The organism is Corynebacterium sp. UMB9976, from assembly GCF_030212265.1.
Taxonomy (GTDB): domain Bacteria; phylum Actinomycetota; class Actinomycetes; order Mycobacteriales; family Mycobacteriaceae; genus Corynebacterium.
Genome location: NZ_JASODY010000013.1, coordinates 1 through 25,183, shown reverse-complemented (window position 1 = coordinate 25,183; position 25,183 = coordinate 1). Strand labels below are relative to the sequence as shown.

22 protein-coding genes are annotated in these 25,183 nt (G+C 66.0%); 5 read left to right on the top strand and 17 right to left on the bottom strand.

All coding sequences use genetic code 11. The features are described from left to right. Positions 1-136 precede the first annotated feature (136 nt). A complete protein-coding gene (locus tag QP140_RS07110; RefSeq protein ID WP_284758847.1) occupies positions 137-2,629 on the top strand; it encodes an acyltransferase family protein in 2,493 nt (830 codons plus the stop codon). Between the two features lie 110 nt (positions 2,630-2,739). On the opposite strand, the gene QP140_RS07105 is transcribed toward QP140_RS07110, so the two are convergent. Beyond that, positions 2,740-3,612, bottom strand: coding sequence for an NgoMIV family type II restriction endonuclease (locus QP140_RS07105; protein WP_284758845.1), 873 nt, complete (start codon positions 3,610-3,612; stop codon positions 2,740-2,742). A 17-nt stretch (positions 3,613-3,629) separates the two neighbouring features. Continuing rightward, positions 3,630-4,685 carry a DNA cytosine methyltransferase gene (locus QP140_RS07100; RefSeq protein WP_284758843.1) on the bottom strand — a complete coding sequence of 352 codons (1,056 nt, stop codon included), beginning with the start codon at positions 4,683-4,685 and terminating at the stop codon, positions 3,630-3,632. 251 nt (positions 4,686-4,936) lie between these two features. Between QP140_RS07100 and QP140_RS07095 the strand changes: the two genes are divergently transcribed. Next, entirely contained in the window at positions 4,937-5,518 is a 582-nt protein-coding gene (locus tag QP140_RS07095) for a hypothetical protein (protein ID WP_284758841.1), read from the top strand. A 21-nt stretch (positions 5,519-5,539) separates the two neighbouring features. On the opposite strand, the gene QP140_RS07090 is transcribed toward QP140_RS07095, so the two are convergent. Further along, the gene (locus tag QP140_RS07090) at positions 5,540-6,748 is read right to left on the bottom strand and encodes a proline-rich domain-containing protein (RefSeq protein ID WP_284758839.1); all 1,209 of its coding nucleotides are present in this window, start codon (positions 6,746-6,748) and stop codon (positions 5,540-5,542) included. Positions 6,749-6,958: 210 nt separating this feature from the next. Between QP140_RS07090 and QP140_RS07085 the strand changes: the two genes are divergently transcribed. Beyond that, positions 6,959-8,062 (top strand): hypothetical protein, encoded by a 1,104-nt coding sequence (locus QP140_RS07085; RefSeq protein ID WP_284758838.1) that lies wholly within the window; start codon positions 6,959-6,961, stop codon positions 8,060-8,062. On the opposite strand, the gene QP140_RS07080 is transcribed toward QP140_RS07085, so the two are convergent. The 10 genes from QP140_RS07080 to QP140_RS07035 form a co-directional block, all read right to left on the bottom strand. Next, positions 8,059-8,829, bottom strand: coding sequence for an NAD-dependent deacylase (locus QP140_RS07080; protein ID WP_187441077.1), 771 nt, complete (start codon positions 8,827-8,829; stop codon positions 8,059-8,061). The genes QP140_RS07085 and QP140_RS07080 overlap by 4 nt on opposite strands. Before the next feature lie 157 nt (positions 8,830-8,986). Continuing rightward, complete coding sequence (locus tag QP140_RS07075; RefSeq protein WP_284758836.1) at positions 8,987-10,270, bottom strand: Fic family protein; 1,284 nt, start codon at positions 10,268-10,270, stop codon at positions 8,987-8,989. A 172-nt stretch (positions 10,271-10,442) separates the two neighbouring features. Further along, complete coding sequence (locus QP140_RS07070; RefSeq protein ID WP_284758834.1) at positions 10,443-11,192, bottom strand: SDR family oxidoreductase; 750 nt, start codon at positions 11,190-11,192, stop codon at positions 10,443-10,445. Between the two features lie 54 nt (positions 11,193-11,246). Next, positions 11,247-12,605, bottom strand: a complete 1,359-nt coding sequence (locus tag QP140_RS07065) for an MFS transporter (RefSeq protein WP_284758832.1) — start codon at positions 12,603-12,605, stop codon at positions 11,247-11,249. Between the two features lie 76 nt (positions 12,606-12,681). Then, positions 12,682-13,839: a cysteine desulfurase family protein gene (locus tag QP140_RS07060; protein ID WP_284758831.1), complete on the bottom strand. Its 1,158-nt coding sequence runs from the start codon at positions 13,837-13,839 to the stop codon at positions 12,682-12,684. Beyond that, positions 13,839-14,699 carry a carboxylating nicotinate-nucleotide diphosphorylase gene (gene nadC / locus QP140_RS07055; RefSeq protein ID WP_284758830.1) on the bottom strand — a complete coding sequence of 287 codons (861 nt, stop codon included), beginning with the start codon at positions 14,697-14,699 and terminating at the stop codon, positions 13,839-13,841. Before nadC ends, QP140_RS07060 begins: the two co-directional genes overlap by 1 nt. Before the next feature lie 101 nt (positions 14,700-14,800). After that, positions 14,801-16,405, bottom strand: a complete 1,605-nt coding sequence (locus QP140_RS07050) for an L-aspartate oxidase (protein WP_284758829.1) — start codon at positions 16,403-16,405, stop codon at positions 14,801-14,803. Beyond that, positions 16,405-17,688 carry a quinolinate synthase NadA gene (gene nadA, locus QP140_RS07045; RefSeq protein WP_284758827.1) on the bottom strand — a complete coding sequence of 428 codons (1,284 nt, stop codon included), beginning with the start codon at positions 17,686-17,688 and terminating at the stop codon, positions 16,405-16,407. The genes QP140_RS07050 and nadA overlap by 1 nt, the downstream gene beginning before the upstream one ends. Positions 17,689-17,781: 93 nt before the next feature. Further along, on the bottom strand, positions 17,782-18,492 hold the full coding sequence (locus tag QP140_RS07040) for an NUDIX hydrolase (protein WP_284758825.1): 711 nt from the start codon (positions 18,490-18,492) through the stop codon (positions 17,782-17,784). Between the two features lie 93 nt (positions 18,493-18,585). Continuing rightward, positions 18,586-19,230 (bottom strand): CPBP family intramembrane glutamic endopeptidase, encoded by a 645-nt coding sequence (locus QP140_RS07035; RefSeq protein ID WP_284758824.1) that lies wholly within the window; start codon positions 19,228-19,230, stop codon positions 18,586-18,588. A gap of 139 nt (positions 19,231-19,369) precedes the next feature. On the opposite strand from QP140_RS07035, the gene QP140_RS07030 reads away from it, so the two are divergent. After that, complete coding sequence (locus tag QP140_RS07030) at positions 19,370-20,362, top strand: asparaginase (RefSeq protein ID WP_284758822.1); 993 nt, start codon at positions 19,370-19,372, stop codon at positions 20,360-20,362. Positions 20,363-20,435: 73 nt separating this feature from the next. On the opposite strand, the gene QP140_RS07025 is transcribed toward QP140_RS07030, so the two are convergent. Together QP140_RS07025 and QP140_RS07020 are read right to left on the bottom strand one after the other, a co-directional pair. Further along, positions 20,436-21,572, bottom strand: a complete 1,137-nt coding sequence (locus QP140_RS07025; protein ID WP_284758820.1) for a GmrSD restriction endonuclease domain-containing protein — start codon at positions 21,570-21,572, stop codon at positions 20,436-20,438. Further along, entirely contained in the window at positions 21,517-22,779 is a 1,263-nt protein-coding gene (locus QP140_RS07020; protein ID WP_284758818.1) for a glycosyltransferase 87 family protein, read from the bottom strand. The genes QP140_RS07025 and QP140_RS07020 overlap by 56 nt, the downstream gene beginning before the upstream one ends. A 76-nt stretch (positions 22,780-22,855) precedes the next feature. On the opposite strand from QP140_RS07020, the gene QP140_RS07015 reads away from it, so the two are divergent. Beyond that, a complete protein-coding gene (locus tag QP140_RS07015; protein ID WP_284758817.1) occupies positions 22,856-23,656 on the top strand; it encodes a PaaI family thioesterase in 801 nt (266 codons plus the stop codon). Between the two features lie 121 nt (positions 23,657-23,777). Here the strand turns inward: QP140_RS07015 and QP140_RS07010 are convergent, their stop codons facing one another. Then, entirely contained in the window at positions 23,778-24,341 is a 564-nt protein-coding gene (locus QP140_RS07010) for a hypothetical protein (RefSeq protein ID WP_148792317.1), read from the bottom strand. 167 nt (positions 24,342-24,508) lie between these two features. After that, positions 24,509-25,033 carry a GNAT family N-acetyltransferase gene (locus QP140_RS07005; protein ID WP_284758888.1) on the bottom strand — a complete coding sequence of 175 codons (525 nt, stop codon included), beginning with the start codon at positions 25,031-25,033 and terminating at the stop codon, positions 24,509-24,511. Positions 25,034-25,183: the final 150 nt, after the last annotated feature.

The following is a 25,183-nucleotide window of genomic DNA, read 5'->3' as shown; positions in this document are numbered from 1 at the left end:
CCTCGCATCCGCTTGCTCCCGCTCATTTTCCGGCCGCTGCCACCGACGTTGCAGGGCTTGGGCAGGACACTTCCTCACACCCCACCAGCGAGCCTTCTTCTGAGTTCGGCCCGGCACCCGATAGCATGAAGGGGCTATGGCCAGCACAGGTGGGAAAAGATTCCGTAACGATATCGAGGGCTTGCGCGGTTTCGCGATCGCCCTCGTGGTGATTTTCCACGTCTTCGTGGGCAAGGTGTCCTCGGGCGTGGATGTCTTCCTTCTGCTGGGAGGTGTGTTTTTCTTTGGCTCCCAGCTCGCGAATGCGCGCAACCCGAAGGGGCTGACATTCGTTCAGTCGCTCGTGCGCATCATCCGGCGGCTCTTCCCGCTGCTCGCGGTAGTCGTCGGCGCGACGTTGGCGGCGGGGCTGCTGCTCATGCCGCGGATCCAGCACCTGCAGCTATCTAAGGACGCGGTCGGCGCGCTGGCCTACATCACCAACTGGCAGCTGGCGTTTTCGGGCCGTGATTACAACACCGCCAGCTCCACGGTCTCGCCGTTCCAGCACCTGTGGAGCATGTCCGCGCAGCTGCAGATCTACGTCTCCTCCCTGATCGCGGTCACCCTGATCGCGCTCATTTTCCGACGTTTTTCCCGCAAGGCCTTGGCTGTCATTCTCACGGCAGTCACGGTGCTTTCCTTCGCCTTCGCGACGTACCAGCACGGCCAGGATCAGGCCGTGAACTACTACCACTCCTTCTCCCGCTTCTGGGAGATCGGACTGGGTGGCCTGCTGGGCATGCTGATCATGCCGCGTTCCGACCACGGCGAGAAGCCGCCGGCGCCGATCGTGCCGCCGCTGAACACGTGGGTGCGTCAGATCTTCGGCTGGCTGGGCCTCATCATGATCGCCTCCACCGGCCTGATCATGGATGGCGCCCAGACCTTCCCGGGCCCGGGCACGCTGTTCCCGCTGGTGGGTGCAGTGCTGGTGATCCTGGCTGGGCAGAACGGCAAGCCGGTGGGTGTTACCCGCATCCTGGAGAGCCGCTTCATGCAGTTCCTGGGCCGGATCTCCTACGCCCTGTACCTGTGGCACTGGCCGCTGCTGATCATCCTGGTGTCCTACACGGGCTACGACGCCCAGGCTCAGCCGCTGTTCGGCGTGGCCATCATCGCGGCCTCGGTGGTCATGGCGTGGCTGTCCAACCGCTTCATCGAGCGCCCGCTGCGTCAGACCGGCCGCCCGCGTCGCGCGCACGTGCTGTGGACCCCGAGCTACTGGTGGGAGTCCATCCGCGTGTGGCCGAAGACGGCCTACGCGATGGTGATCATCCTGATCGCCGGTGGCGTGGTCGCGGCGGCCCCGGTGGTGGCGAAGAACCAGGTCGAGGAGGGTGAGGAGCTCTGGCGCCTGGCGTCGAATGTGGAGAACTACCCGGGACCGTTGGCCTTCAGCAACGACGCCTTCGTCCCACCTCGTCAGCCCCTGGCCCCACCGTTCGAGGAGATGGGCCCGCTGCTGCCGCCGACGCAGCCGGATGGTTGCCAGATCGGCTTCGAGGAGGATCACCTGATCCTGAAGCGGAACTTCAACCGCTCCGAGGAGGACTGCGCCTACGGTGACCTGGACTCCGAGCGCACGGTGTACGTGATTGGTGGTTCCCACTCCGAGCAGTTCATCCCCGCGTTGGACGAGGTGGGTCGCCGCCAGGGCGTGAAGTTCATGCCGATCCTGAAGATGGGCTGCCCGGTCAACGCGAATGTCACGAAGTGGGATGGTTCGGACTTCCCGTCCTGCCGTTCCTGGTCGAAGAAGGTTGTGGACCACATCCTGGCCCACCCGCCGACCGAGGGCGTGTGGATGACCGGTTCCCGCCCGTCGGATATCGCGGGTAATGGGCCGGAGCAGGTGCCGCCGGAGTATGTGGATCTGGTGAAGCTGTTCACCGAGAACGGCATCCACAGCTACCTGATGCGCGATAACGCCTGGCACATCCAGCCGCCGGAGATGGGTGACCCGGTGCCATTCAACCTGCGCGAGTGCGTGGGCGAGATGGTGGACGGCACCCGCACCGCCACCGAGCGTGGCCGGAACTTCCCGGGTGTGCGGGACCGTTGGCGCCCGACGCCGGAGGAGATCGAGGAGATCAACGCGGAGTGCGGCACCCCGCAGGACGCCTCCCTGCTGCCGGAGGACCCGCAGTTCAAGGCTTATGCGGGTCTGGACGTGACGCTGCTGGATGTCACCGATGGCTTCTGTAAGGACGGCTGGTGTCCGGCGATCATCGGCAACCTGGTGGCCTACCGCGATCAGCACCACTTCACGAACATCTTCGCCTCCCGCTTCGCGGATGCGATTGAGTACCAGATGTACAAGAAGCCTCGTGGCGCGGAGGGCTCGGAGGATAAGGCCCGTAAGGCGCCGGATGCGCGGGCTGAGGAGTCCGGTGAGGTCACTCCCGGAGCCCCAGGGGCAGAGCAACCGGGTGCACCGGACGCTGGGCAGCCGGGCGCTGGTCAACCGGATGCCGGTCAGCCTGGCGCTGGATTGGACGCCCCGAGCCCGGATGAGATTGGGCAGCACCCGCCGGTGCAGGCCCCGGCGGTTCCCCAACCCGCTGCCCCGGCCGGCGACTTTTACTAGCTAAGTTCCGGGGCTCGGACCCCCTAACTGAACAAACCCCAGCGGCTTACCGCTGGGGTTCTTTCATGCGTGTTGCTTCTCTCTTGCAGCTAGTGGCGTTCTTGGAATTTTTAAGAGATCAGATCCAGGGGCATGTCGGAAATATCGCGCAACCGTCGCCCGTGCACCAGCATTTCGAGAATTTCCTGAGCGTCTTCCGAACCTGCTTCATGCACCGCTTTGCGCAGTTCAGGAAGCGCAGCGTGGTACACCATGTCAATGTCACCGGTGCCCAAGGCCAAGGAGGCGATCCTCGAAATCATCGGCTCCGCGGTAATCGCAATGATGTGCGGGGCGCGCCCCTTCCGGTTGCGAATCAGGTTGAGCGCCTCACTCCGTGTGTTCTGCGCGCGGTCGGAGCGCATGGTGAATTTGCAGCTGACAACCGCATGCAGAAACCGAGAAGAGGAAGGCTGCGTATTGGATGCACGCATGGGAGAAAGCAAACCAGCCTGTTCATCCACGAACTCCAATTCGGCGTTCAACGCTTCATCGCTATAGGCATCTCGCGTGACGAGGATGTCCGGCGCGATGGAATAAGAGTTCCCTAGCACCGCGGCGAGGGTTGGCTTGTTTTCGATTTCGACCGCCAAGTCCCCAAGGTGAAGATAAGGCTCATAGCGAGCGACGTGACTCGCACGGTGGGAGGATCCCACGACGTCGACAAACCAGTTTCCTGGCTGCACAGCCGCCATCGACCGGATCGTTGTACGCAGAAAGGTGCCGACCGCGTTCTCGAAGTTCGATCCCGCCGTCTGCCCCGCTAGCTTCTGCCGCACAGGCACGCCCAGGTTCTCCGCCAGGTGCAGCGCAACATCCCGACTAGCTCGGCTGTTCTTATCTGCATTCGAGGCGATGCCTTTATCGGAGATCGCCAAGGTTCCCGTATCGATGAGCTCTTGAATGAAATCTTTACGAGCCTGCGAAAGGACAGCTGGGTTCATACGTGGGCAATTCATATCTAGCTAGTCATTTCGAGCAATTGGGCCGCCCCATACGGAAATGCAGGCAGCGAACCATCGGGGATCGGTTCCTTATTGAGCGCAGAGGCGATTCTCTCGCCGATGGCACGTGCAACCGGCGGTGGAAAAGCGTTCCCGACCTGCCTCCACGCCGCGGTTTTGCGGCCCATCCACTTCCAGTCCTCTGGAAATCCCTGGATCACCCCACCCATCTGGACAGTCAGCCTAGGCATCTCCTCGTTCGGGTCCTCGGTGAAATCCGCGCCAGGAGCCTCCTCCGCGATAGACGAGCCCTTCACCCCCAGCCTCTTCCATGCCGCACGCGCACGCGAAGGCCCCACGTCCGGGCCCCCATGCTTCTTACTTCCGCCAACCAGTGTTGGGGCGATATCTTGCGCACCTGCTGCCCAAGCGGTCGCACCTGGCCAACCGCGAGAGGACATCAGATGATGCAAAGCCTCTCCCACCGTAGTGCGATGCGAGACCGGCTCAGGCCAGGCAAAATATTCTGCATATTCATGCTGCAGCGCCACCATAATAAATCGTGGCCGGAGCTGCGGCACCCCATAATCGGCGGAAATGACCAGCTCCCAGAACACGGTATAGCCCATGTCATTCAGCTCTTCGATGAGCTCGGCGCGGTAGGCCTCGAAACGCGGCTGTGCCATGCCTCGGACATTCTCAAGCATCACCGCTCGGGGCCTTGCGATCCTGACCAGCTGCAGCGCCCGCGGGAAAAGATCCCGCTCATCATCCTTTCCGAGCTGCTTACCCGCGATGGAAAATGGAGGGCAGGGCACGCCACCAGCGAACAAGTCCAAGTCCTCGGCATAAGGTTCGATATCGAAACTCAGCACATCTTCGGCGAGAACGTTCCAACTAGGCCTATTTGCCCTTAACGTCTCTACCGCATCTGGGTCGATCTCAACGGCGGCGAGATGATCAAACCCAGCTTGCTCCAGACCTAGCGCCTGCCCCCCTGCACCAGCGCAGATCTCCACCGAAGTTAAAGCCTCCGCCTTGAAGGCGGGCACTGCATCATCATTTCCAGTCATGGTTTACTCCGCTGTCCAAGTCTTCTGGCTCCAGTGAGCCAAGTCAATCTGTTCGATTACCGCCGAACCTCGCGCCCGTCCACCCCCAGCTGCGTGCAAAGGACAACGAACGTAGTGGTGCGTCGCACAAACTAACCTGCGCACTCTCGGAAGTTTTCGCCTGTTAGTCTAGCAACGAGCCAGACAAGGATACCCCTTATTCGCTAATATGTTCGATTAATTCGCTCCGAACCGCTCAGTTCCTCCCTGCCATGCCACACATCGTTTTTCTCGACGCCAACGTGCTGACCAGCACCACCGTGCTGCGGTGGCTTTTCGACCTGCGCGCAGCACTGGTCGGTGAGGGGTGCGAACTGCGGCTCGTGACGTCCTTAAAAACCCTGTCGGAGACCGGCGCCACGATGAACTGGCGCGTACCGCAATCCACCGGTGCGCAGCGGGATCAGCGGATGGCGGAGCTGCGCCGCGAGATGGACGACGTCCTCCCCCACTATCCCAAGGACCTCGCCTTCAGCGGGAAAGACCCCGGCGACTACCACGTGCACGCCGCCGCAACCGCCTGCGAAGCCACCACGCTGCTGAGCTTCAACCGCCCCTCGGACTTCACGAAGAAGCCCGCCCGGGAGAGCTACCGAGTCACCAACCCCGACGATTTCCTCCACGAACTCGGCACCACCCATCCCGGTGCGTTGGCGCAGGCCGTGGCCGCGCGCACGGGCAAGAAGGGCACGGATGAGGAAGGCACAGCAAACATCGCCTCGCTGGTTCTGCAGCTCAAGAAAGCACGATGCCCCCGGCTCGCGAAACTGCTGCCGGGGGCACTGGGAGGCTAAGCTGGCCGCGCTAGTGGCGCCTTAGTCCTGTGTGGCGAGATCAAACTTCCAGGCGCTGCCCTCAAGATCACCGCTGCTATCCAAGTCACTGACCAGGTAGGCCTGTCCCCCGCGGTAACCCACGTACTCCGCATCCTCGAGGTCGCCGCAGTAGCTGAGTTTCTTGGTCGCCCCCTCCTTGAGGCGCAAACGCTCCGGGTCGCGGTCCAGCTTGAGCGCGCTACCCGTCGGGAACACGACGCGCATATCCGGGACGTGGAATTGGAAGGCGAAACGATCAGTCTCCCGTCCCAGGCGGAACGTCGCGTCCGCGCAGACCTGCGCCTTGTCAACGTCGATCTTGTCGACGGTGATCTTTGAGCCCGAGTAGCCGTCGTCCTTGACCTTCTGCGCCTCCCCAGTCTTGGCAACGTTCTTGCCCAGCTTCTCCCACAGCGGGGAGGAAACCTCGACCGGTTCGACGTTGACCGGCAGGTACTCCGGGGAGTCGAAGTCCGTCAGGTCCTTGCTTGCGGTGGCCTCGCGGTCCTGAATGTCCAGGTTTGTCAGCTGGCTGGCCAGCGGCTTCAGCGCGTCGCACGTCGCCGGAGTGGACAGGGTGCCCACGAACAGGCCGCTCTTGCTGTAGTAGGTGCACTTTTCGGTCGGCTCGGTGGACAGGTAGCCGTCCTCGCTCTTTTCCTGCGCGGTCCAGCCGCGCAGACCGTCGCTGCTCAGGGAGACGCTGTCGTCCGGCACCGAGAAGCTGGACGACGAGCTGTCGATCTCCATGGTGACAAGGACCTCGCCACCATCGGCGGTCTCGTACCAGCCCTGGCAGGTCTCCTCGTCGCCGGAGACTTGGACGTCCTTGAGGCCAACGGAGTTCCAGAACTCTTCCCCCAGGTCGCAGTCGGCGAGCTTGTTCTTGGAGACGTGCTTCGCGATCTGCTCGTTATCCCAGCCCAACGGCCCTTTTTCGGTACCGCGAGTGGACTGGTAGACCCACAGTCCCGCGTAGACCAGTGCCGCGATGACGACGACGGCTAGTGCGGTGAACGCCCACGGCTTTAGGTTCTTGCGGGGCTTGTCTTGCTGCCCCTGCGGCGGTTGACCCCCAACGGGTCCCTGTGGGCCCTGTGAACCTTGTGGCGGCGGGGCACCGTTGCCGGCGGGCTGCTGCGCAGGCCCGTTGGCTGGCTGGGACGGCACGCCCCAGTCGTATGGCTGGTTCTGGTTAGGCGAATTCACGTCAGGATTCCTTCTCAGGTGGCGTCCAGCTCCCTTTCATCGGAGCACAACAAGAAACACGGTATCGCACGCGAAATGGTCTCGTGCGGATAGTGCAAATGTGCGGGTAGAAGGCCAATCGGGGAAGTTCGGTAGAGCGGAGCATTCGCTCCCAGTGATCTGATAAATTCCTGTTAGAAAAACCCGTCGATGCTGGCCGGAAGGAAGCACATGGCCCACTACGACCTTTATCAAGCTCTCAATCTCGACCGCTCCAAGGCACCGGACGAGATCAGCGCCGAACTCTCCGAACGCCTGGAGAACAACGAGCTGGACAATATCGGTGGCCGCGAGGAAGTGGAGATCGCCCGCTCCATCCTGGGTGATCCACAGAAGCGCACCGCCTACGATTCCCGCCTGGATGATCCGAACGCGCCTGAGGTGGACGTCAACGCCCTCCGCCAGCTCGCCGCCGCGGACTTCTCCGCAGGCGCTGCGCCGACGGGCGATCACGCAGCCGGCGCCGGTGTTGCAACTGGTGCTGCCGGTGCCGCAGGCGCAGCGGGCATGGCTGGCGCAGCAGGTGCCCAGCACTCGCAGGAGAAGCAGGGCCCGTCGCTGGGCGAGCGCTTCAAGGAGGCCGGTACGAAGACCCAACAGCAGGTCGCGCCCGCCGTGGAGAAGACCAAGAAGGAGTTCGGCCGCTCCTCCAAGATGGCAATCCTCATCACCGCGATCGCCACGGCCGTCGTGATGCTGCTGATCTTCGCCGCCGTGAGCCTCTTCGGCGGCAAGGGCGGCGATAACGTCACCGGAAAGGGTGCGCCGAATAAGAAGATCGAACAACTGTTGAAGCTGCGCGACCGGGACAAGACGGATAAGTGGATCCGGGAGAATATCCACATCAAGGCCCAGGATGCCCTGATCGACGAGCTGGATCTCAACGATGATTACCGTGGTATCGACCGCTACCTGGGTGCTGAGGACCCGAAGGCCCTGTACACCGTCGATGACCAGGACTTCATGCGCCTGTCCATGAACTTCGACGAAGACAAGGTCAAGGACGCGTACAAGAACAGCCAGCTCAAGAAGAGCTACACCGTCCAGATCGGTGATAAGAGTGGCCGTGACACCGGCCAGCGCCTGGACGTCGTTGAGCTGGAGGACGGCAAGCTCGTCGTGAAGTTCTACGACGTGGGCTCGCAGAGCTGGGCCGATTTCGTCGAGGACTTCGACGTCGACGACATCAGCTCCGGCAGCAAGTCCTCTTCCTCTTCCAAGGGCTCCTTTGGTGACTTCTGGAGCGAGCTGACACGACAAGCATTCGGCGATTAATTCGCCGCCGCGACGATCGCCGGGGCACCCTCCGCCGCGGTGGCCCGCAGCGACCAGTCCGCCAGCCGGGTGAGGTCGGTGCGCTCCGGGGAGATCTCCAGGATGCGGGCGCCTGCGGCCTTCGCGACCTGCGGCAGGCCCGCGGCCGGGTAGACCACGCCCGAGGTGCCAATGATGACCACCAGGTCAGCCTCCCGCATCGCGGCCTCGGAGGCATCCCACTCGCGGTGCGGCAGCGGCTCGCCGAACCACACCACGCCCGGGCGGATGGGGTTGCCGCACAGGGAACAATTCGGCGGGGTGACGCGCTCCAGCTGCTGATCGGGGAACTCAGGGGTGCGGGCGGGCTTGTGGCAGATGGCGCAGCGGTAGCTGAAGAGGCTGCCGTGCAGGTGCGAGATCCGCTTGCTGCCCGCCCGTTCGTGCAGGTCGTCGATGTTTTGGGTCACCACATGCAGGTTGATGCCCCGCTCGGAGGCCCAGGAGGAGTTCTCCCACTCGGCTATGGCCACGTGGCCCGCGTTGGGCTGTGCCTGCTGGCAGACATGCCCGCGCCAGAGGTACCAGGCGTACATGGGGTCAGGATCCTTGGCCCAGGAGTCCAGGGAGGCCATATCCTGCGGGTTGATGCGCTCCCAGATACCTGTCTGCGCGTCGCGGAAGGTGTCCAGCCCGGAGTCCTTACTCATTCCCGCGCCGGTGAAGACGACGACGTTACGCGCGCCCGTCAGGACGTCGATCAGTTCTTGCGGTAGGCCGTCGTTCAGCGTGAAAACACCAGAGTTCGTGCTCATGGCCCAAGGCTAGCCCGTGGCTGGTCGTGCCGGGTTCGGGTTACCCAAGAAGCTGCTCGCCCCTCCTGCCCGGAACCAGCCCGGCGCCCAGCTCAGCAGCAGGAAAGCAAGCTGCACTCTGCGAGTTCCACTACTCCGGCCGGGCTGGTGCACCTCGACCCTGGGGTTCTGCGAGCCGTGTATCGAATTGGCTACTAGCGAGTTTCCGGTCAGCGTAGGTGATGAGATCGAGCACGTCGTCCGCATAGTAGCCACGTTGTCCTTGTGGACCCACAGACTTTGACCGCAAGATTCCGGCCTCCTCCAAAAAATCCAGTGCTTGACGGGCACTCGCAGGAGCCTTCCCATAGATGCGGTTGACCGTAGCCACCGTGACCACTGGGTGTTCCGGCAAAGCCTCCAAGAGGCGTATCACCAGGGAGTCCCGGCGCAGTTCTCGCACCTTCCCGCTAGCCTTCCTCGCAGCATCGACTTGCTCCGCCCACTGCTGTTCCATAGCGCTCAATTCATTCGAAAGCTCTTCTGCCTGGCCCACTGCCACATCAGCCGCTTCAACGAATAGGTCGAGCCACCCGGAAAGGTCCCCCTCCCGGAACTTGGTCAATCCCTCGACGTAGCGCTGCGACCATGTTCCCAGAACGAGGCTGATGGGCAGGAGGGTTTTCGGCGCGAGGCCACGGCGTTGAAGGACCCCATGAATGAGTGCTCGACCGACCCGGCCGTTCCCATCTGCGAACGGGTGAATCGTCTCGAATTGTGCGTGGACAATCCCCGCCTGGAGAAGCGCACCGTGGGTTGCACTATTCAGGTATTCAACGAGGTCTTCCATAAGTTCCGGAACGTATTCTGGCGGGGGCGGAACGAACTCTGCTCCAATTGGGGTGAAGTCCCCGCCACCGATCCAGTTTTGTTGCTCACGTACGCCTACAGGGATCCTCCGCCCACCGCCGATGAGCTGCTCCTGCAGACGCTCCAGCATGTCGACCGTGATTGGACCCAGCGCTTCGAATTGTTCCTCCACGCTACGGAGCACGGTGAGGTTGCGAGCCACCGCTGCAGCATTCGGTTTGAATCCCCGGACATCCTCACTCTGCGCGAGTTCTGCAAGAGCAATCTTGTCTACCCTCGGCGCAATCCCCTCGATCTTGGAAGAAGCAACTGCCTCCGAACGCATCAGCCATCGGGCGATGCTCTCCAACTGCGTGGCGCCTTGTAGCCGCCCAAGCTGCAAAATCTTCCGCTCCACAACGGCCGCTTTGTACGACACGTCGTCGTCGACAAGTAGCGGTGCACCACGCCGGCCCTGCATCAAAAAATCTGGGACAAACGCGCGGAAGTGTCCACCAGCCTTATCGCGTTTCGGCACCCCTGGTGCATCGATTGGGTGCCAATGCTGATCAACGTAGTGCCCCATACACGCCTCTTCCTGGGTAGCCGGGCTACGGCTCACGCCCTGGGCGGCAAGCCAAGACTTATCCTTTAGTGATTAAGGGCTACACCTTCGGCTCAAGGTTTATACCTTAAGCGTTAAAGGGTAACTCTTCGGCTCAAGAGTACCCTTTTAACTTTTATCCCAGCACCCTGGTTTAGACCTGATCGATCGGCTTGATCATGATCGTCTCCACATCCATGTGCGCGGGCCGGGCCGCGATCCAGCGCACGGTTTCGCCGATATCCTCCGCCACCAGGTTCTGCACGCCCTCGTAGACCTCGTCCGCGCGGGCTTGATCCCCCTTGAAGCGGTTTAGCGAGAAGTCGGTAGCAACGCGGCCCGGGTCCAGCTGGCAGACGCGGATGCCGTCCTCGGCGAACTCCATGCGCATCACGTCCGTCAGTGCGGTCTCCCCGAACTTCGCGGCGTTATAGCCCGCCCCGTTCCGGTATGCGCCACGCCCGGCCATGGAGACCACGTTGATCACCTGTGGTGCCTGCCCGGCCTTGAGCTGTTCGTATAGGGCGCGGGTGACCTGCAGGGTTCCCATCACATTGGCCTCGAACATCCAGCGCCAGTCCGCCGGGTCGGTCTCCACGATGGGTTCCAGGCCGCGCGCCCCGCCCGCATTGTTGACCAGCAGGTCAACGCTGCCGAATTCCGCGGCGAGCTGTTCGGCCACCGCGTCGATGGAGGCCTGGTCGGTGACGTCGAGGACGATGACGGTGGCCTGGCCGCCGGCGTCCTGAATTCGGGCCTGTACCTCCCGGAGGCGGTCCTCGCGGCGGGCGGTGAGGACGACGTGCCAGCCGTCGGCGGCGAGTGCTTCTGCAGCGGCGGCCCCGATGCCTGCGGAGGCCCCGGTGACGACGGCGGTGCGGGTGTTATCCGTGGTGTTAGTCATGCCCCTCAGGCTAGTCGGCACCGCAGACACGCGCGCCGATTCGCCGACGGGGACCTAGTCCCGGTCGCTGCTCACCCGGTCGGTGCTCACAGAGCCCGGCCGTCCCGCAACGAGTGTGGCCGGCCCCTGCACAGCGCCGATAGCCACGGCCACAACGAGCATGACCACTGCAGCGCCAACGTAGAGCGCCAGCGGCGACCACCCCGAGTCCACCAGGTAGCCGACGACGAGCGGGCCCATGATCGCACCGATGCGCCCCACGCCCAGCGCCATGCCCACGCCGGTGCTGCGCAGGTGGAAGGCGTAGGACTGCGGGGTAATCGTGTACATGCCGGTCACGCAGCCGTTGAGCAGCATGCCCACGGCCACGCCCAGCGCCAGCATGAGCACCGGGAAGTCCGTGCTGAGGATGAAGGCAACCAGGACCCAGCCCGCCGTGAGGGCGAAGATCACCAGTGTGGTGCGGGTGCTCAGTCGGGTGGTCAGCAGACCGAAGAGCACGGAGCCCACCGTTCCGCCCAGGGCGAGCATGATCCCGCCCAGCGTGCTGAGCTGCTCGCTCAGCCCCACCTCGGTGAGCAGTTTTGGGGTCCACTGATTCGCGAAGTTGAAACCGAAGTTCACCAGCGCGAAGCCCAGCCACAGCAGCAGGGTGTTGCGCAGCAGCTCCGGGCCCAGCAGGTCGCGGGCACGGCCCCGCTCTGCAGCCGAGGGGACCGCGACGGTCACCCGCTGCTGATCCTCCGTGCCAGCCGGCACCTTGCCCATGCGCCGGGCCAGACGCTGGAGGGCGGCGTCGTCCCCGCGGGCGGCGAGGGTCTCCGGGGTCTCCGGAACGAAGAAGAGCACGGCGAGCAGCGCGACCGTCGTCAGCACCGCGCCAGCGAAAAACACGACACGCCAACCATGATCCGGGATGAGGGTGGAGGCAATCGTGCCGCACAGGGAGGCACCCAGGCCGTAGCCCGCGGCGTAGATCGCCATCGCCAGGCCGCGGAAGCGCAGATTGGAGAACTCGGAGGTCAGCACGGTCACGCACGCGAGCACGCCGCCCACGCCGATGCCGGTGATCACGCGGTACACGAACAGCTCCGGCACGCCGCTGCTGAACCCGGTGGCAATCAGCCCGGCCAGGGTGATCACCAGGGAGATCACGATCAGGCGCTTCCGGCCGAAGCGGTCGGCCAGCGGGGCCAACGCCACCGCACCAACCCCCACGCCGATCAGCGCGGAGGCCAGCAGCCAGCCGAGGGTGGCGCCGCTGAGATCAAACTCCTTAGTCACCGCATTGGCGGAAAAAGCCATCGCGACCAGGTCATAGCCGTCCAGGGCGTTGACGAAGGCGGCGACCGCGATGATGAGCCACTGATAACCGGACATCCGGGTGTTATCGATGAGTTGGCGCAGATCCATCAATAATCCTTAAATTCTGCGTAGCCCCGCCGGTCAGGGGGCGTGAAACTACGTATCCATTGAACTGGGAATAAACCTAGCCATTGGGGCGGACAGAAAGAATTTCAGCCCTTAAGATTCGAATAATCTGTTCGATCTCTGCCTCCTTCAGGGGTGAAGGCAAGGTGAAGCGGAGGGCGGATTGCGCCACCTCCGGGCTATAGCCCATCGCTAGCAACACCGGGGAGGGCTCGGACTGGCCCGCACGGCAGGCCGATCCGGAGCTCACCGCGAAGCCCGCGGTATCCAGCGCCACCAGCAGGGACTCACCGCTGACCCCCTCGACGACGAAGGAGGCGTGGTTGGGCAACCGCTCGGTGGGGTGCCCGGTCAGCGCCGCCCCCGGCACGTCCGCGAGCACGGCCTCGATCAGCGCGTCACGGGAGGCCATGAGTTCCACGGCGCGGGTGCCGATCACCGCACGGGTGGCGGCGACGGCAGCAGCGAAACCCGCAGCACCGGCGATATTGCTGGTGCCCGCGCGCCGCCCATTTTCCTGCTCCCCGCCGTGGATGACGGGCTCTAAGGCGATATCCCTGGGCAGGAGTAGGGCGCCCATGCCCTGCGGTCCGCCGAATTTATGGGAGGCCACCGCCGCGCTGGTTACTCCAGCACCGGGCCAGCCCCCGTCCGCGAAGCTCACCGGCAGGCCGGCGGCGGCCTGGACGGCATCGATGTGAAGGGAAATCCCCAGCTCGCGGGCGGTGGAGCTGAGGTTTTCGATGCTGCTCACGCTGCCGACCTCCGCATTGGCCAGGCCCACGGCGACCAGCGTGGTATCCGCGGTGAGGAACTCCCGGGCGGCGGTATCGAGCACGCGTCCCGTCGCGTCGACGGGCAGGTAGTCCACGGTGAAGCCGTGGATGCGTCGCAGGTAGTCCACGCTGGCCAGCACAGAGGAGTGCTCGGCCTTCGTGGTCACGACCCGGCGCCCGCGCGGATTGGCGAGCGCGCGTCCGATGATGCCGAGGTTATTCGCCTCCGTCCCGCCGGCGGTGAAGATCACGCCGTCTGTGGGGACGCCGAACGCCCGCGCCACCGTGGTGCGGGCGTGGTCGAGCTCCCGGTCCGCTCGGTGCCCGGCGCTGTGCACGCTGGCGGCATTACCCGGACCGGCGTCCCACACCCGGTTCATCGCCTCCCGGGCGGCCGGGTGGAGCGGTGCGGTGGCGGCGGCGTCGAGGTAGCGGGACATTAGGCCGGATCCAGAGCGTCGAGCCCCAGGTCAAGGGAGCCTGCGGAGTGGGTGAGCTTGCCGACGGAGATGACGTCCACGCCGGTGGCCGCGAGCTCCGCGACCGTCTCCAGGCTGACGTTGCCGCTGGCCTCGGTGGCAGCGCGGCCGTCGATCAGGGCCACGGCCTCCGCGAGCTCGGCGGGGCCGAAGTTATCCAGCATGATGCTGTCCACCCCGGCGGCCAAGACTGGCTCGATCTGGTCCATGCGGTCGACCTCCACCTCAATGTGGGTGGTGTGGCCGACCCGGTTGCGGACGACGCGCAAGGCCTCGGTGATCGAGCCCTCCCCGAGGCTGGCGGTGAGTGCGGCGAGGTGATTGTCCTTGACCATCACGGCGTCGGAGAGCCCGTAGCGGTGGTTGTGGCCGCCGCCGACGCGCACGGAGTGCTTCTCGAAGGCCCGCAGGCCAGGGGTGGTTTTCCGGGTGTCGACGATGCGGGCATTCGTGCCTGCGACGGCGCTGACGTAGCGGGCGGTCAGGGTAGCGATCGCGCACATGCGCTGCGCGAAGTTCAGGGCGATGCGCTCGGCGGTGAGCACGCCGCGGGCCGGGCCCTCGATGACCGCGAGCTTTTGCCCCGCGGTGAAGCGGGTGCCCTCGGCGGCCAGCTCGGTCACGGTGATCGCCGGGTCGGTGAGCTCGAAGGCGGCGCGGACGACCTGCCCGCCGGCGAAGACCCCGTCCTCGCGGGCGGTCAGCGCGGTGCGGAGGCGGGCGTCGGCGGGGATGGTCGCCTCGGAGGTGATGTCTCCCCACGGGGCGTCCTCGGCGAGGGCGGCGCGGACGGCGGTGGTGATGGTGTCTTGGGTGAGCATGGGGCCTTTCGGGTTCTTCTACAGGTCTTGTTGTCGTGGGGCTTGTTGCCGTGGGGCTTGTCGCCGCGTTGTGCTAGCTGGTCAGGGTGCTTTCCTGGGCGTCACGTTCCGGCGGGGACGGCCCGCAGGAAACGGGAGTTAGCCTGGGCCGGGTCTGTGCGGGGATAGTCGCGGCGGCGGTGGGCTCCCCGGGATTCGGTCCGGGCCTCCGCCGCGGTGGCCACGAGTTGCGCGACGGTGGCGATGGCGCCGGGGGTCTCCGCGAGCCGCTGCCGGGCCTGCCGGATGCCCTCGCCGGTTCTTTCGACGTCCAGCCCCTCGCCCACGGCGTTCCGCGCAGCGGAGTCACCCTGTGCGGCGGCGTCGTCCTGCCCGGCGTCGTCCTGCCCGGTGCCTTCCGGCAGCGTCAGTTCGACGTCCAGCACACGCCCCTCGGCGGTCGCGGTGGCCAGGCCCGTGGGTTGCTGCCCCCGGTCGCCGGGGGTCTGCGCGGCGGCGTCCTTGCCAGCTGCGGCGGCGAAGACCAGCGCCTCCAAAAGGGAGTTCGACGCCAGACGGTTCGCCCCGTGCACGCCGGTCCGGGCGGCCTCACCAGCTGCGTAGAGACCGGGAACGCTGGTGCGTCCGTGCAGGTCGGTGGCGATTCCGCCCATGCAGTAGTGCGCGGCCGGGGCGACCGGAACGAGCTCGTGGCGCCAGTCGATGCCCTGCGAGGCGAGCATCGCGGTGATGCCTGGGAATTCCTCGGTCAGCTGCGGGATGTGGCGGGCGTCCAGCCACACGTTCTCGGTGTGCTCGTGCAGGGCGCGGCACACCCCGGTGGCGACGACGTCGCGGGGCGCGAGCTCTGCGCTCGGGTCGACGTTCTTCAGGAAGCGCTGGCCCGCATCATCGAGCAGCACTCCCCCGGCCCCGCGCACCGCCTCGGAGATGAGGAAGTTGGTGCCCGCCAGGACAGTGGGGTGGAACTGGACGAACTCCATATCCGCCAACACCGCCCCGGCGCGGGCCGCCGCGAGGATCCCAGCACCCGTGCACACCCCACCGCTGGTGGAGCGCGGGAAGATGCCGCTATATCCGCCGGTGGCGACGATGGTCGCATCCGCACGGAGGTCTATCGTGTCACCCGCGCGGCGCACCCGGGCGCCGGTGACCACGCCATCCGTGAGAAGCAGTTCGGCCAGTTGGCAGCCGGGGTATTGGGTGATCCCACCACCCTGCGAGCCACCACTGCGTTCGCCCGCCTTCTGCTCAACCTTCTCTGCCACCTTCTCCGCGAGGAAGGCGTGCAGCGCCGCGCCGGTGCGATCACCCCAGGCGTGGACGATCCGCTCCGCGCTGTGCGCCGCCTCCAGCGCGAGCGCAGGCGTGCCATCCGGGAGCAGGTCGGCGGGGAAACCGGCCGCGAGCAGGCGGCGCACCGCCACCGCGCCTTCCGCGGCCAGGAACTCGACCGCCCGGGCCTCCTCGGTGCCCGGCGCGACCAGCCCCGCCCCCGCGGCCAGGGTGTCCGCCACGTGCGCGGTCACGCTATCGGCCGGGTCGATCGCGGCGGCGATCCCACCCTGCGCGAGCTGCGTGGCACCCCGGCTGGCGGCGATGCTGTCACCCGGATAGATCAGGGCGACCTCGGCACCAGCGGCCGCCGCGGTGAGCGCGGCGACCATGCCGGCCACCCCGGAGCCTAGGACGTTGACCTGCGGCATCAGTGAGGCTTCGCGGCCAGCATGCGCTCGAGGGCAACCTCGGCGTGCTCGGCGACGGCCTCGTCCACGGTGATCTGGTTGACCACCTTGCCGTCCACCAGGGACTCCAGCGCATAGGCCAGGTACGCGGGGTGGATGCGGTACATCGTGGAGCACGGGCAGACCACCGGGTCCAGGCAGAAGATGGTGCGGTCCGGGTACTGCTGGGCCAGGCGGTTGACCATGTTGATCTCGGTGCCGATGGCGATGACGTCGCCCGGCTTCGAGGCCTCCACCTCGCGGCGGATGACTTCGGTGGAGCCGGAGACGTCCGCGGCGTCGACGACCGGGGCCGGGCACTCAGGGTGGACGACAACGCGCACGCCCGGGAACTCAGCGCGCGCCTTTTCGATCTGGGCGACGGTGAAGCGCTTGTGCACGGAGCAGAAGCCGTTCCACAGGATCACCTTCGCCGCCCGGATCTCCTCGGCGGTGTTGCCGCCCAGCGGCAGGTGCGGGTGCCACATGATGATCTGCTCGTCCGGGATTCCCATGGCGCGGGCGGTGTTGCGGCCCAGGTGCTGGTCCGGCAGGAAGACGACCCGCTCGCCGCGCTCAAAAACCCAGTCCAGGACGGTGCGGGCGTTCGAGGAGGTGCAGACGATCCCGCCGTTGCGGCCGCAGAAGGCCTTAATGTCCGCGGCGGAGTTCATGTAGGTCACCGGGATCAGCGGTGCCTTGTCGGCGACGGCACCGTCAGCAGCAACGTCCCCGTTGGTACCCAGCACCTCGCTGAGTTCCTCCCAGCAGGCCTCGACCTGGCTGATGTTGGCCATATCGGCCATGGAGCAGCCCGCGGAGAGGTTCGGCAGGATCACGGCCTGGTTGTCCTGGGAGAGGATGTCCGCGGTCTCCGCCATGAAGTGCACGCCACAGAAGACGAAGGCCTCGGCCTCCGGGTGGGCCTTCGCCGCCTGGGCGAGGTTGAAGGAATCACCCACGAAGTCCGCGAACTTCACGATCTCGTCGCGCTGGTAGAAGTGGCCCAGGATCTTCACCCGGTCGCCGAGGGTCTCGCGGGCGGTGGTGATCATGGCGTCCAGCTCGTCCGGGGTGGCGGTGGTATAGCGCTCCGGCAGCACGCCCTGGCGGGGTGCGGCGGTCGGGAAGTCATCGCCGTGGGAAGCGCCCGGCCCGTAGGAGGAGTTCTGGTCGACCTCCCAGGGCTCGGCGGGCAGCTGGGAGTCGCAGGTGCTGGACTCAGCGTCGGCGGCCTTGAGGATGAGGTTTGTTACGGAGCTCATAGTCTTGCGCTTTCTGTGGTGGCTGCCGGTGTAGGCAGGCGGGTTGAGTGGTGGGCTAGTCGTGTCAGGTGTCGTGTCGCCGGTTGTCGGTTTCTACAGTTCCGGCCGGTCGGATTCGGGGACGAAGCGGTAGTACTTCGCTGGTCGGTGTTTGGTGCCTTCCTGGTGTTTCCCGGTTTCCTCGACGTCCCCGCTGGCGAGGACCTGGCGACGGAAGTTGGCCGGGTCGAGCTTCTTGCCGAGGATGACCTCCTGGACCTGCCGTAGTTCGGCGATGGTGAAGGAGTCCTCCAGGAAACGGTGCGCGACGAGGGCTTTTTCGGTCCTTCTTCGCAGCCGGTCGATGCCCGCGGCGATGATTTCCGCGTGGTCGAAGGCCAGGGGTGGGAGGTCATCGGTGCGGAACCAGGCGATGTTCTGTTGTTCTGGACGGCACTGCTGCTGGAAGTCGCTGTCTCGGAACTGTGCCCAGTAGGCGATGGTCACGGTGCGCTGCGCCTCGGCGGAGCGTTCCACCGATCCGAAGGCGTAGAGCTGTTCCAGGTAGTTCGGCTCCGCCTGGGCGGCGGCGACGAGGTTCTCCAGTGCGGTTTCGGTGAGGGTTTTATTCCACTCGGTGGGCCCGCCGGGCAGCGCCCAGGCGCCCTCGAAGGGTGGCCGGATGCGGCGCACGAGTGGCACCCACAGGGCGGGGCTGGCGCCCTCCACGTGTGGTGGGTCGATGGCGAAAGCCACCGTGGACACCGCCACCGTGGGGCCGAGTTGCCGCCTTTCGGCGACGTTTAGGCCGGTCCAGCGCCTCATGCCGGGCCTCCTCACTACTTAATGTCATATTGACACTAAGTAAGAATATGGTGCAGCTCACCCCCGGTCAAGGCGAATGGCCGGGTCGGGGTGCTAGAAGAACAGCGGGAGCAGGAAGGCCATGCCGGTGCTCCAGGAAAGGTGCAGCGCAGTGGCGCCGAGGATATTGCCGTACCGGCGGGCGAGCAGCGCGGTAAACAAGCCAATACAGAGCGAACCGACCAGCAGCAGCGGGACGCCCATCGCCACCGTGACCAGCACATAGAGCGCCACCTGCAGGCCGAGGGAGGCGGCGGGGCTCGCGAGGGAATCCAGGGCGCGGCGAGCGACGTCGCGGAAGAAGAGCTCCTCCCCCACCCCATTGAGCACCAAGGTCAGCACCGTGGCCCACAGCGCGTCCACCCGCATGTTGTCCATCAGCCCCGCGACCGGCTCCGCCAGCACCGGGATGGTGCGGGTCACCATCGCGCCCAGCAGGAAGATCCCGAGCAGCACCACGCCCAGACCCACGCCGATCCCGAGCTCGCGGGCGGCCGTGGAGCCGGCGCGCGGGCTAAAGCAGCGGCGGTCGCCGACACCCAGCCACGCGCTAAGCCACACCAGGAAGGCCACGGCGGTGGCCAGGTAGAAGCTGGCCGAACCAGCGGGCGAGGAAGAGACCCAGAACAGGCTGGCAGCACCCAACACGGCCGGGATCAGGATGATGGCGTAGCGCAGCGCCACAGGCTTATTCTCCATGCGCCAGATGCTACCGGGGCGGGCAGTCACGCCCCGCACGCCGTTCAGCCAGTTGCTCCGCGCATTCGCCGCTTACTAGCCCACCCACACGCCGCCCGCGCGCTGTTCACCCGCCGCCCGGAATGCTTAAAGTGAGAGCATGCTTCCCCAGATTTCCGTCGGCGCACTCGGCGGCACCATCGCCATGAGCTCCCAGAACGCGACTTCTCCCGTCAACCCCCAGCTCGGGGCCGAGGACCTGATCGCCGCCGTCCCCGACCTGCAAGACGTCGCCCGGATCAGCGCGAAGACCATCAACAACGTCGCCTCCCCGGCGATCACCATGTCGGATATCCTCGCCGCGCTGCGCTACGCGGAAGAGGCCGTGGGCGCTGGCGCCGCGGGCGTCGTCCTCACCCACGGCACCGACACCCTCGAGGAAACCGCCTTCCTGCTCGACCTGATGTGGGGCCGGGAGGAACCGATCGTGCTCACCGGCGCGATGCGCTCGCCGAACCTGTTGAGTTCCGACGGCCCGGCGAATCTCATGTCCGCCGTCCTCACCGCCGCCAGCCCGGACGCCCGCGGCCTCGGCGTCCTCGTTGTTCTGGACGACACCGTCCACGCCGCCCGCACCGTCGCGAAGACGGACGCCACCGCGCTGTCCACCTTCCAGTCCCCCGGCTGGGGCCCGCTGGGGCGGATCTTCGAGCGCGAGCTGCACCTGCAGTTCCGGCCCGCCCGGCGCGAGGCCGCCCTGCCCGCCCCGGCGGACGAGCCGGTGCGTATCCCGATCGTGGAGAGCGCAGTGGCCGAGGACGGCGAGTGGGTCGCCGCATTGGCGCAGATGAGCCCGCGGGCAATCGTGGCCAGCGGCCCGGGCGTGGGACACCTGGCGGTGCCTGCCGCCGACGCCCTGGAAAAGGTGCTCGAGGAGGGAACCCCGGTGATCGTGGCCTCCCGCACGGGGGCGGGGCGGACCCTGACCCGCACCTATGGCTACCCGGGCTCCGAGGCCGACCTATTGGAGCGCGGCTTCATCCTGGCCGGTTCGCTCACGGCCCGGAAGGCCCGGCTGTTGGCGCACGTGCTGCTGGCCGCGGGTGCTGATGCCGAGCAGCTCCGCGAGGGCTTCGCCCGCTTCGGCGCCTAGGCAGCCCGCGGCAGCGGGGCTGCACCGGAGCCCAACACCCCAGCAGGACATACCCCCATTCGGCCTCGCTGGCCTATTCGCAGGCCACGCCGTCCTTGTCACCATCCAAGCCCGGGCGGTAACCAGGCTGACCAGCGTAGATCGGGGCAGCCCCGGCCGCCCGAGCCGCGGCACAATTCTTGTAGTACACCGCGCCACCCGACTGTGCAGGGGCCACCGGCGCTGGGGCCAGCGGTGCGGGGGCTGGCTGGGCCGGAGCCGGTCGCGGCTTCGGCGGAGCCGGCGGGGCAGGCTGCGGCGGCGGAAGCTGGGCCGCACCCGGTCGCAGCAGGCCGTCGATGGCGTGCGGCCCGGTGCCGGTGCCGTCCCCGGCGAGGTTGATGGAGCCCGGGCCGCAGCCGTCGAGCACCCGGTTGATGGCCTCCTTCTCCGCAGCGGTGACCCACAGCTGGTAGGCGTGCTTCACGTTCACCTGGATGGCGACGTACTGGCAGCGGAAACCCTTATTCTTCGGCAGCCAGGTCGCGGCGTCTCCGTCCCCCTTCTGGGTATTCGCCTTCCCCTGAACGGCCAAGAGGTTGCGGTGGTCATTGGCGAAGGCCTCGCGGCGCTCCGGACTGAGCTGCTGGGCGCCCTTCTGCCAGGCATCCGAGAGCGCCACCACGTGGTCGATGTGAACCTCGTTGGAGGTTTGCGGCCCGCGCTGGAAGTTCATGACCTGCCCGGTATACGGCTCCTTGAGTTGGCCAGCGAGCACCTTGCAGCCCTTCGGTGCCGAGACCATCGTCATGTCGCGGGCCAGGACGTCATTGCGCTGGTCGCAGCCGTTGCGGTCGATGTCCTTCCACCGCTGGCCGAACTGGGAGCGCTCGTAGCCGGTCTTCGGCGCGCGCCCCTTGACGGCCAGCTCGTCGAGTTTGCCGCGGACGATCCGCACCGCGTCCGTATCCTCCGGTTTCTTCTCCTCCGGGGCCGGGGACGCGTCGGCGGCGGCTGCTGCCTTCTCCTCTGGTGCTGGGGAGGATTCGGCCGTATCGCTCGCCGCACTGGTGGCAGCCGAACTCTCGCCGACGGGCTCTTCGGTTTCGAGCTCGCACGCAGTGGCGAAAAGCAGTCCGGTGGCACCCAAGACTGCCAGTACTGGGCGGAGCGCCCTAGCGGGCGTCTTCCACCGCTGGTGAGGGCTGGTTTTCTTCATGGCTGGCAGCATAGCCCACGCCCCCGACAGGTTCGGTCTTCCAGGCGTGAATTAATAGAACACAGAATAGAATCAGGCCGGTCCAGCCCTGGGAATTACCCAACAGCCACAGGCCCGGTTCGAAGGCGTAGGTCTCCTGATCCGGGTACAGGTCGTGCAGTCCCAGGTAGTTGGCCACGATCACCAGCAACGCGGCGATGCGGACCGCCTGTGAGCGGGTGCAGAACACCAGCGGGAAGACCAGCACGATGCCGATCCAGTGGTGCGTGACAGCCAGCGGCCCGGCCAGGCACACCCCCAGGATCACCAGGATCAGGGCGTGCACGCGGCGGCCGGTGCGCTCGAAGCGCCAGGCGCCCCACAGGCTAAGCGCGGCGATGATGAGGAAGCCCGGCTTCATGATCGCCAGCGCGGTGTCCCCGTCGACCCCCAGGCGGGCGATCAGCCCGGTCAGCGACTGGTTCGGCGGATACGGCGGCGCACCGCCCCGCTCCTCGTTCACGAACTCGGTCGTCCAGAAGTAGCGGGAGGCCTCGGGGCGCAGGATCCACCCGATGACCGCGGTGAGCAGGAAGAACCCGGCGGAGCGGGCGACGGAAGCGAAGTCCTTGCGCACCAGGAAGATCAGCGCATAGGCCGCCGGGGTGATCTTGATGCCCGCGGCGATACCGATTCCCAGGCCCCGGACGCGTCGCGGCGTGAAGCCGAAAACGTCCGCGGCGACCAGCAGGATCAGAAAGACGTTGATCTGGCCGTAGTTGAGGTGGGCCCGCACCGGCTCGAAGCAGGTGGCAAGGCCGGTAAGCCCAATGGACCAGGCCCAGAAGTAGCGGTTATCCATCGGCCCCGGCAGGCCAAGCCCACTGCGCTGCAGCCACCGCACCGCCATCGCGATGATGCCAAAGAGGGCTGCCACGCTGGCCAGCGTCCAGAGGACCTCCATGGTCTGCTCCCCCACCCAGGTCAGCGGGGCAAACAGCAGGGCGGCGAAGGGCGGGTAGATGAAGCGGAATCCGGAACGGGTGTCGAAGTCCACGTAGAGGTTCTCGCCGTCGATGAAGGCTTGCCCGGCATCGCGAAACACGCCCACATCCAGCAGGTACGCGGATAGCGCGTGCTGGACGCCAGCGGTGATGCCGACCGCACCAACGATCAGCCCCACGACCAGCACAACAGGTCCGAGCAGGTGCTGCGCCCGGGCGAAATCTGGTTTTGACATGCGAAAAACCTTAGCAGCCCGAGGAAAACCCGCGGTGTGTCAGCAAGCCCCGCCCACTTATGGGAACATGAATTTTATGAATTCAGCAGTCAAGACGATCACGGGCGCCGCGGGCAAGCCCTTCCAAAAGCTCAAGCTGCCGCAAAAGGTGCTGCGCGAAGGCTTCGAGAACCCCAGCCTGGCACGGCGACTGTTCAACCTGTGGCCCCCGCTGCTGGGCGCGGGCGTGCGCATCACGCACATCGCGGATGACTGGTCCGCCGGCCGCCTGGAGCTGAACCTGCGCTGGTGGAACCGCAATATGCACGGCGCGGGCTTCGGCGGCACGCTGTTTTCCATGACGGACGTGCTCTTCGGCACGCTGGTCATGGGCCGCCTGGGTTCGGACTATGAGGCCTGGACCCGCACCGGCACCTTCCAGTACCTCTCCCCGGGACGTCGCGGCGCCTACCTCGACGTCGAGGTCACCGACGAGCTGCTCGCCTGGATGAAGGAGGTCGTCGCCGAGGACGGTTACTGCAACGTCCCTTATACCTCGGTGATTTACAACAAGGACGGTTCCGTGGCCGGCATCGGTCAGCAGGATCTGCACGTCCGTCCGCGCCGTTCCGGCAAGCTTGCCCACCTCAAGCGCGCCCCGGAGCCGAAGCACGCCACCGAAGCCCGCGGCCTGGTGCTGGAGTCCCTGGCCAACGCGGTGCTGTGGCACTGCTTCAAGGAGCAGCCGAGCGTGCTGACCTCCCTGATGAGCCGCCAGCGCCGCATCCCGCAGCCGGATGAGCAGATGCGCATGGTGGTCCGCGAGGTGCTGGACCGCGAGGCTGCGACCCGCGAGGAGCTGCTGGAGCTGGGCGTGGCGGAGAAGTTCCTGGGCTAGGGTCCGGCCACCCCGGCCCCTCCCTGAGGCACATAAAAAGCCGCCGACCACGGTGAAAACCAGTGGTCGGCGGCTTTCGCGCTAGCTCTGCCCGCTGCGCGCCTTAACCGCTCCTCGCCGGTTAGTAGATGGCGGCGGACTCGATGCGGCTCGGGGTGGCGTAAGCGATCGTGGCGGTGCAGACGATGCCCGCGAGCGTCACCAGGGTCGCCCAGTCCCCGTCCAGCAGCCCGCCGAGCAGCACCCACAGCACCGCGGCCACCACCGCGAGCGCGATCACGGCGATGCCGAAGAGGTGCTCATTGCCCGTCCCGGAGACCGGGATGTACAACAGACCCGCGCCGATGCCGATCAGGCCGGCGACGACGGCCGCGAGCACGGCGGAGGACACGCCACCGGCGCTGTAGCCCGCGATTTGGGCGACCAGCAGGTCGACGAGGAAGACGACGGCGAAGGTCACGACCGCGCCGAGCAGCGCGAGCAGCACCAGGTTGCTGACCACCTTCTTCGTCTGGAAACGGCCCGCGATCAGGCCCTCTTGCGAAGGCTGGGCCTCGTAATAGCCCTGGTTGTACTGCTCCTGACCGTAGCCTTCGCCATAACCCTGCTGGCCATAACCCTGGCCGTAGCCTTGCTGGCCGTAGCCCTGGTTGTACTGGCCTTCGTTGTTATTGGGGTAGGTCATGCCATCAATCCTTTGTCCTTATATTGTGCGGTGCCCAACTTTACCGGCTGGGCTCCTCTCCATCAGCCGGGCAAGGCTTTCTTAAAACTCAAGACGCCCCGCCGCAGCCCCGCCGCAGCCCCGCCGCCGTAGGCCCGTCGTGGTACTCAGACTCCTCAGGCGAAAGCTTAAGCGCCGAAGCCCCGCAGCGCGTCGCCGTCCAGCCGGTAGGTGTCCCACCCGGACATGGGGTAGGCGCCGAAGGACTTATAGAACTGGATGCTGGGCTCGTTCCACTTCAGCACGGACCACTCCATGCGCTGGTAGCCGCGGGCCACGCACACGTGCGCGAGCTGCTGGAGCAGTAGTTTCCCGAGCCCGTTCTTCCGGTATTCGGGGCGGACATAGAGGTCCTCCAGGTAGATGCCGTGGGTGCACTCCCAGGTGGAGAAGTTGAGGAACCACAGCGCCATGCCGGCCAGACGTGGGTGCTCGCCCGGCGCGACGTCCCCATTCTCGGCGCCGCTGCTATCCGCGACGTCCCCGTCGATCACCTCAACGACGTGCCCGAACACAGCCGGGTTCTCCCCGAAGAGGTGCTCGTGGAGGGATTCCTCGGTGGCGTGGACGGCGTCCGGCTCCTCCTCATACTCCGCGAGGTCCTGGATGAGCTCCAGGATCTGGGGAATGTCGGCTGGGCTCACCCGGCGCAGGCGGAAGCCTGCCGGGGCTTGAAGGAGCGGGTCTGTGCTCGTGCTGCGTGGTTCAGAACTCAGGGTTAAGGGTCAAAAGGGGATGCGGACGGGATCTTGGAGGATTCCACTTATGAACCGTTCGTACACAGATCAGCAGCGTCGCAGAGC

Bases quoted from the DNA above. Each gene is read 5' to 3' on its own strand.
- QP140_RS07030 (WP_284758822.1), top strand. From the start codon at position 19,370: ATGCTTCCCCAGATTTCCGTCGGCGCACTCGGCGGCACCATCGCCATG.
- QP140_RS07020 (WP_284758818.1), bottom strand. From the start codon at position 22,779: ATGTCAAAACCAGATTTCGCCCGGGCGCAGCACCTGCTCGGACCTGTT.
- QP140_RS07010 (WP_148792317.1), bottom strand. From the start codon at position 24,341: ATGACCTACCCCAATAACAACGAAGGCCAGTACAACCAGGGCTACGGC.
- nadA (WP_284758827.1), bottom strand. From the start codon at position 17,688: ATGAGCTCCGTAACAAACCTCATCCTCAAGGCCGCCGACGCTGAGTCC.
- QP140_RS07095 (WP_284758841.1), top strand. From the start codon at position 4,937: ATGCCACACATCGTTTTTCTCGACGCCAACGTGCTGACCAGCACCACC.
- QP140_RS07105 (WP_284758845.1), bottom strand. From the start codon at position 3,612: ATGAACCCAGCTGTCCTTTCGCAGGCTCGTAAAGATTTCATTCAAGAG.
- QP140_RS07110 (WP_284758847.1), top strand. From the start codon at position 137: ATGGCCAGCACAGGTGGGAAAAGATTCCGTAACGATATCGAGGGCTTG.
- QP140_RS07015 (WP_284758817.1), top strand. From the start codon at position 22,856: ATGAATTCAGCAGTCAAGACGATCACGGGCGCCGCGGGCAAGCCCTTC.
- QP140_RS07070 (WP_284758834.1), bottom strand. From the start codon at position 11,192: ATGACTAACACCACGGATAACACCCGCACCGCCGTCGTCACCGGGGCC.
- QP140_RS07065 (WP_284758832.1), bottom strand. From the start codon at position 12,605: ATGGATCTGCGCCAACTCATCGATAACACCCGGATGTCCGGTTATCAG.
- QP140_RS07050 (WP_284758829.1), bottom strand. From the start codon at position 16,405: ATGCCGCAGGTCAACGTCCTAGGCTCCGGGGTGGCCGGCATGGTCGCC.
- QP140_RS07100 (WP_284758843.1), bottom strand. From the start codon at position 4,685: ATGACTGGAAATGATGATGCAGTGCCCGCCTTCAAGGCGGAGGCTTTA.
- QP140_RS07085 (WP_284758838.1), top strand. From the start codon at position 6,959: ATGGCCCACTACGACCTTTATCAAGCTCTCAATCTCGACCGCTCCAAG.
- QP140_RS07025 (WP_284758820.1), bottom strand. From the start codon at position 21,572: ATGCTGCCAGCCATGAAGAAAACCAGCCCTCACCAGCGGTGGAAGACG.
- QP140_RS07040 (WP_284758825.1), bottom strand. From the start codon at position 18,492: ATGAGGCGCTGGACCGGCCTAAACGTCGCCGAAAGGCGGCAACTCGGC.
- nadC (WP_284758830.1), bottom strand. From the start codon at position 14,699: ATGCTCACCCAAGACACCATCACCACCGCCGTCCGCGCCGCCCTCGCC.
- QP140_RS07075 (WP_284758836.1), bottom strand. From the start codon at position 10,270: ATGGGGCACTACGTTGATCAGCATTGGCACCCAATCGATGCACCAGGG.
- QP140_RS07035 (WP_284758824.1), bottom strand. From the start codon at position 19,230: ATGGAGAATAAGCCTGTGGCGCTGCGCTACGCCATCATCCTGATCCCG.
- QP140_RS07060 (WP_284758831.1), bottom strand. From the start codon at position 13,839: ATGTCCCGCTACCTCGACGCCGCCGCCACCGCACCGCTCCACCCGGCC.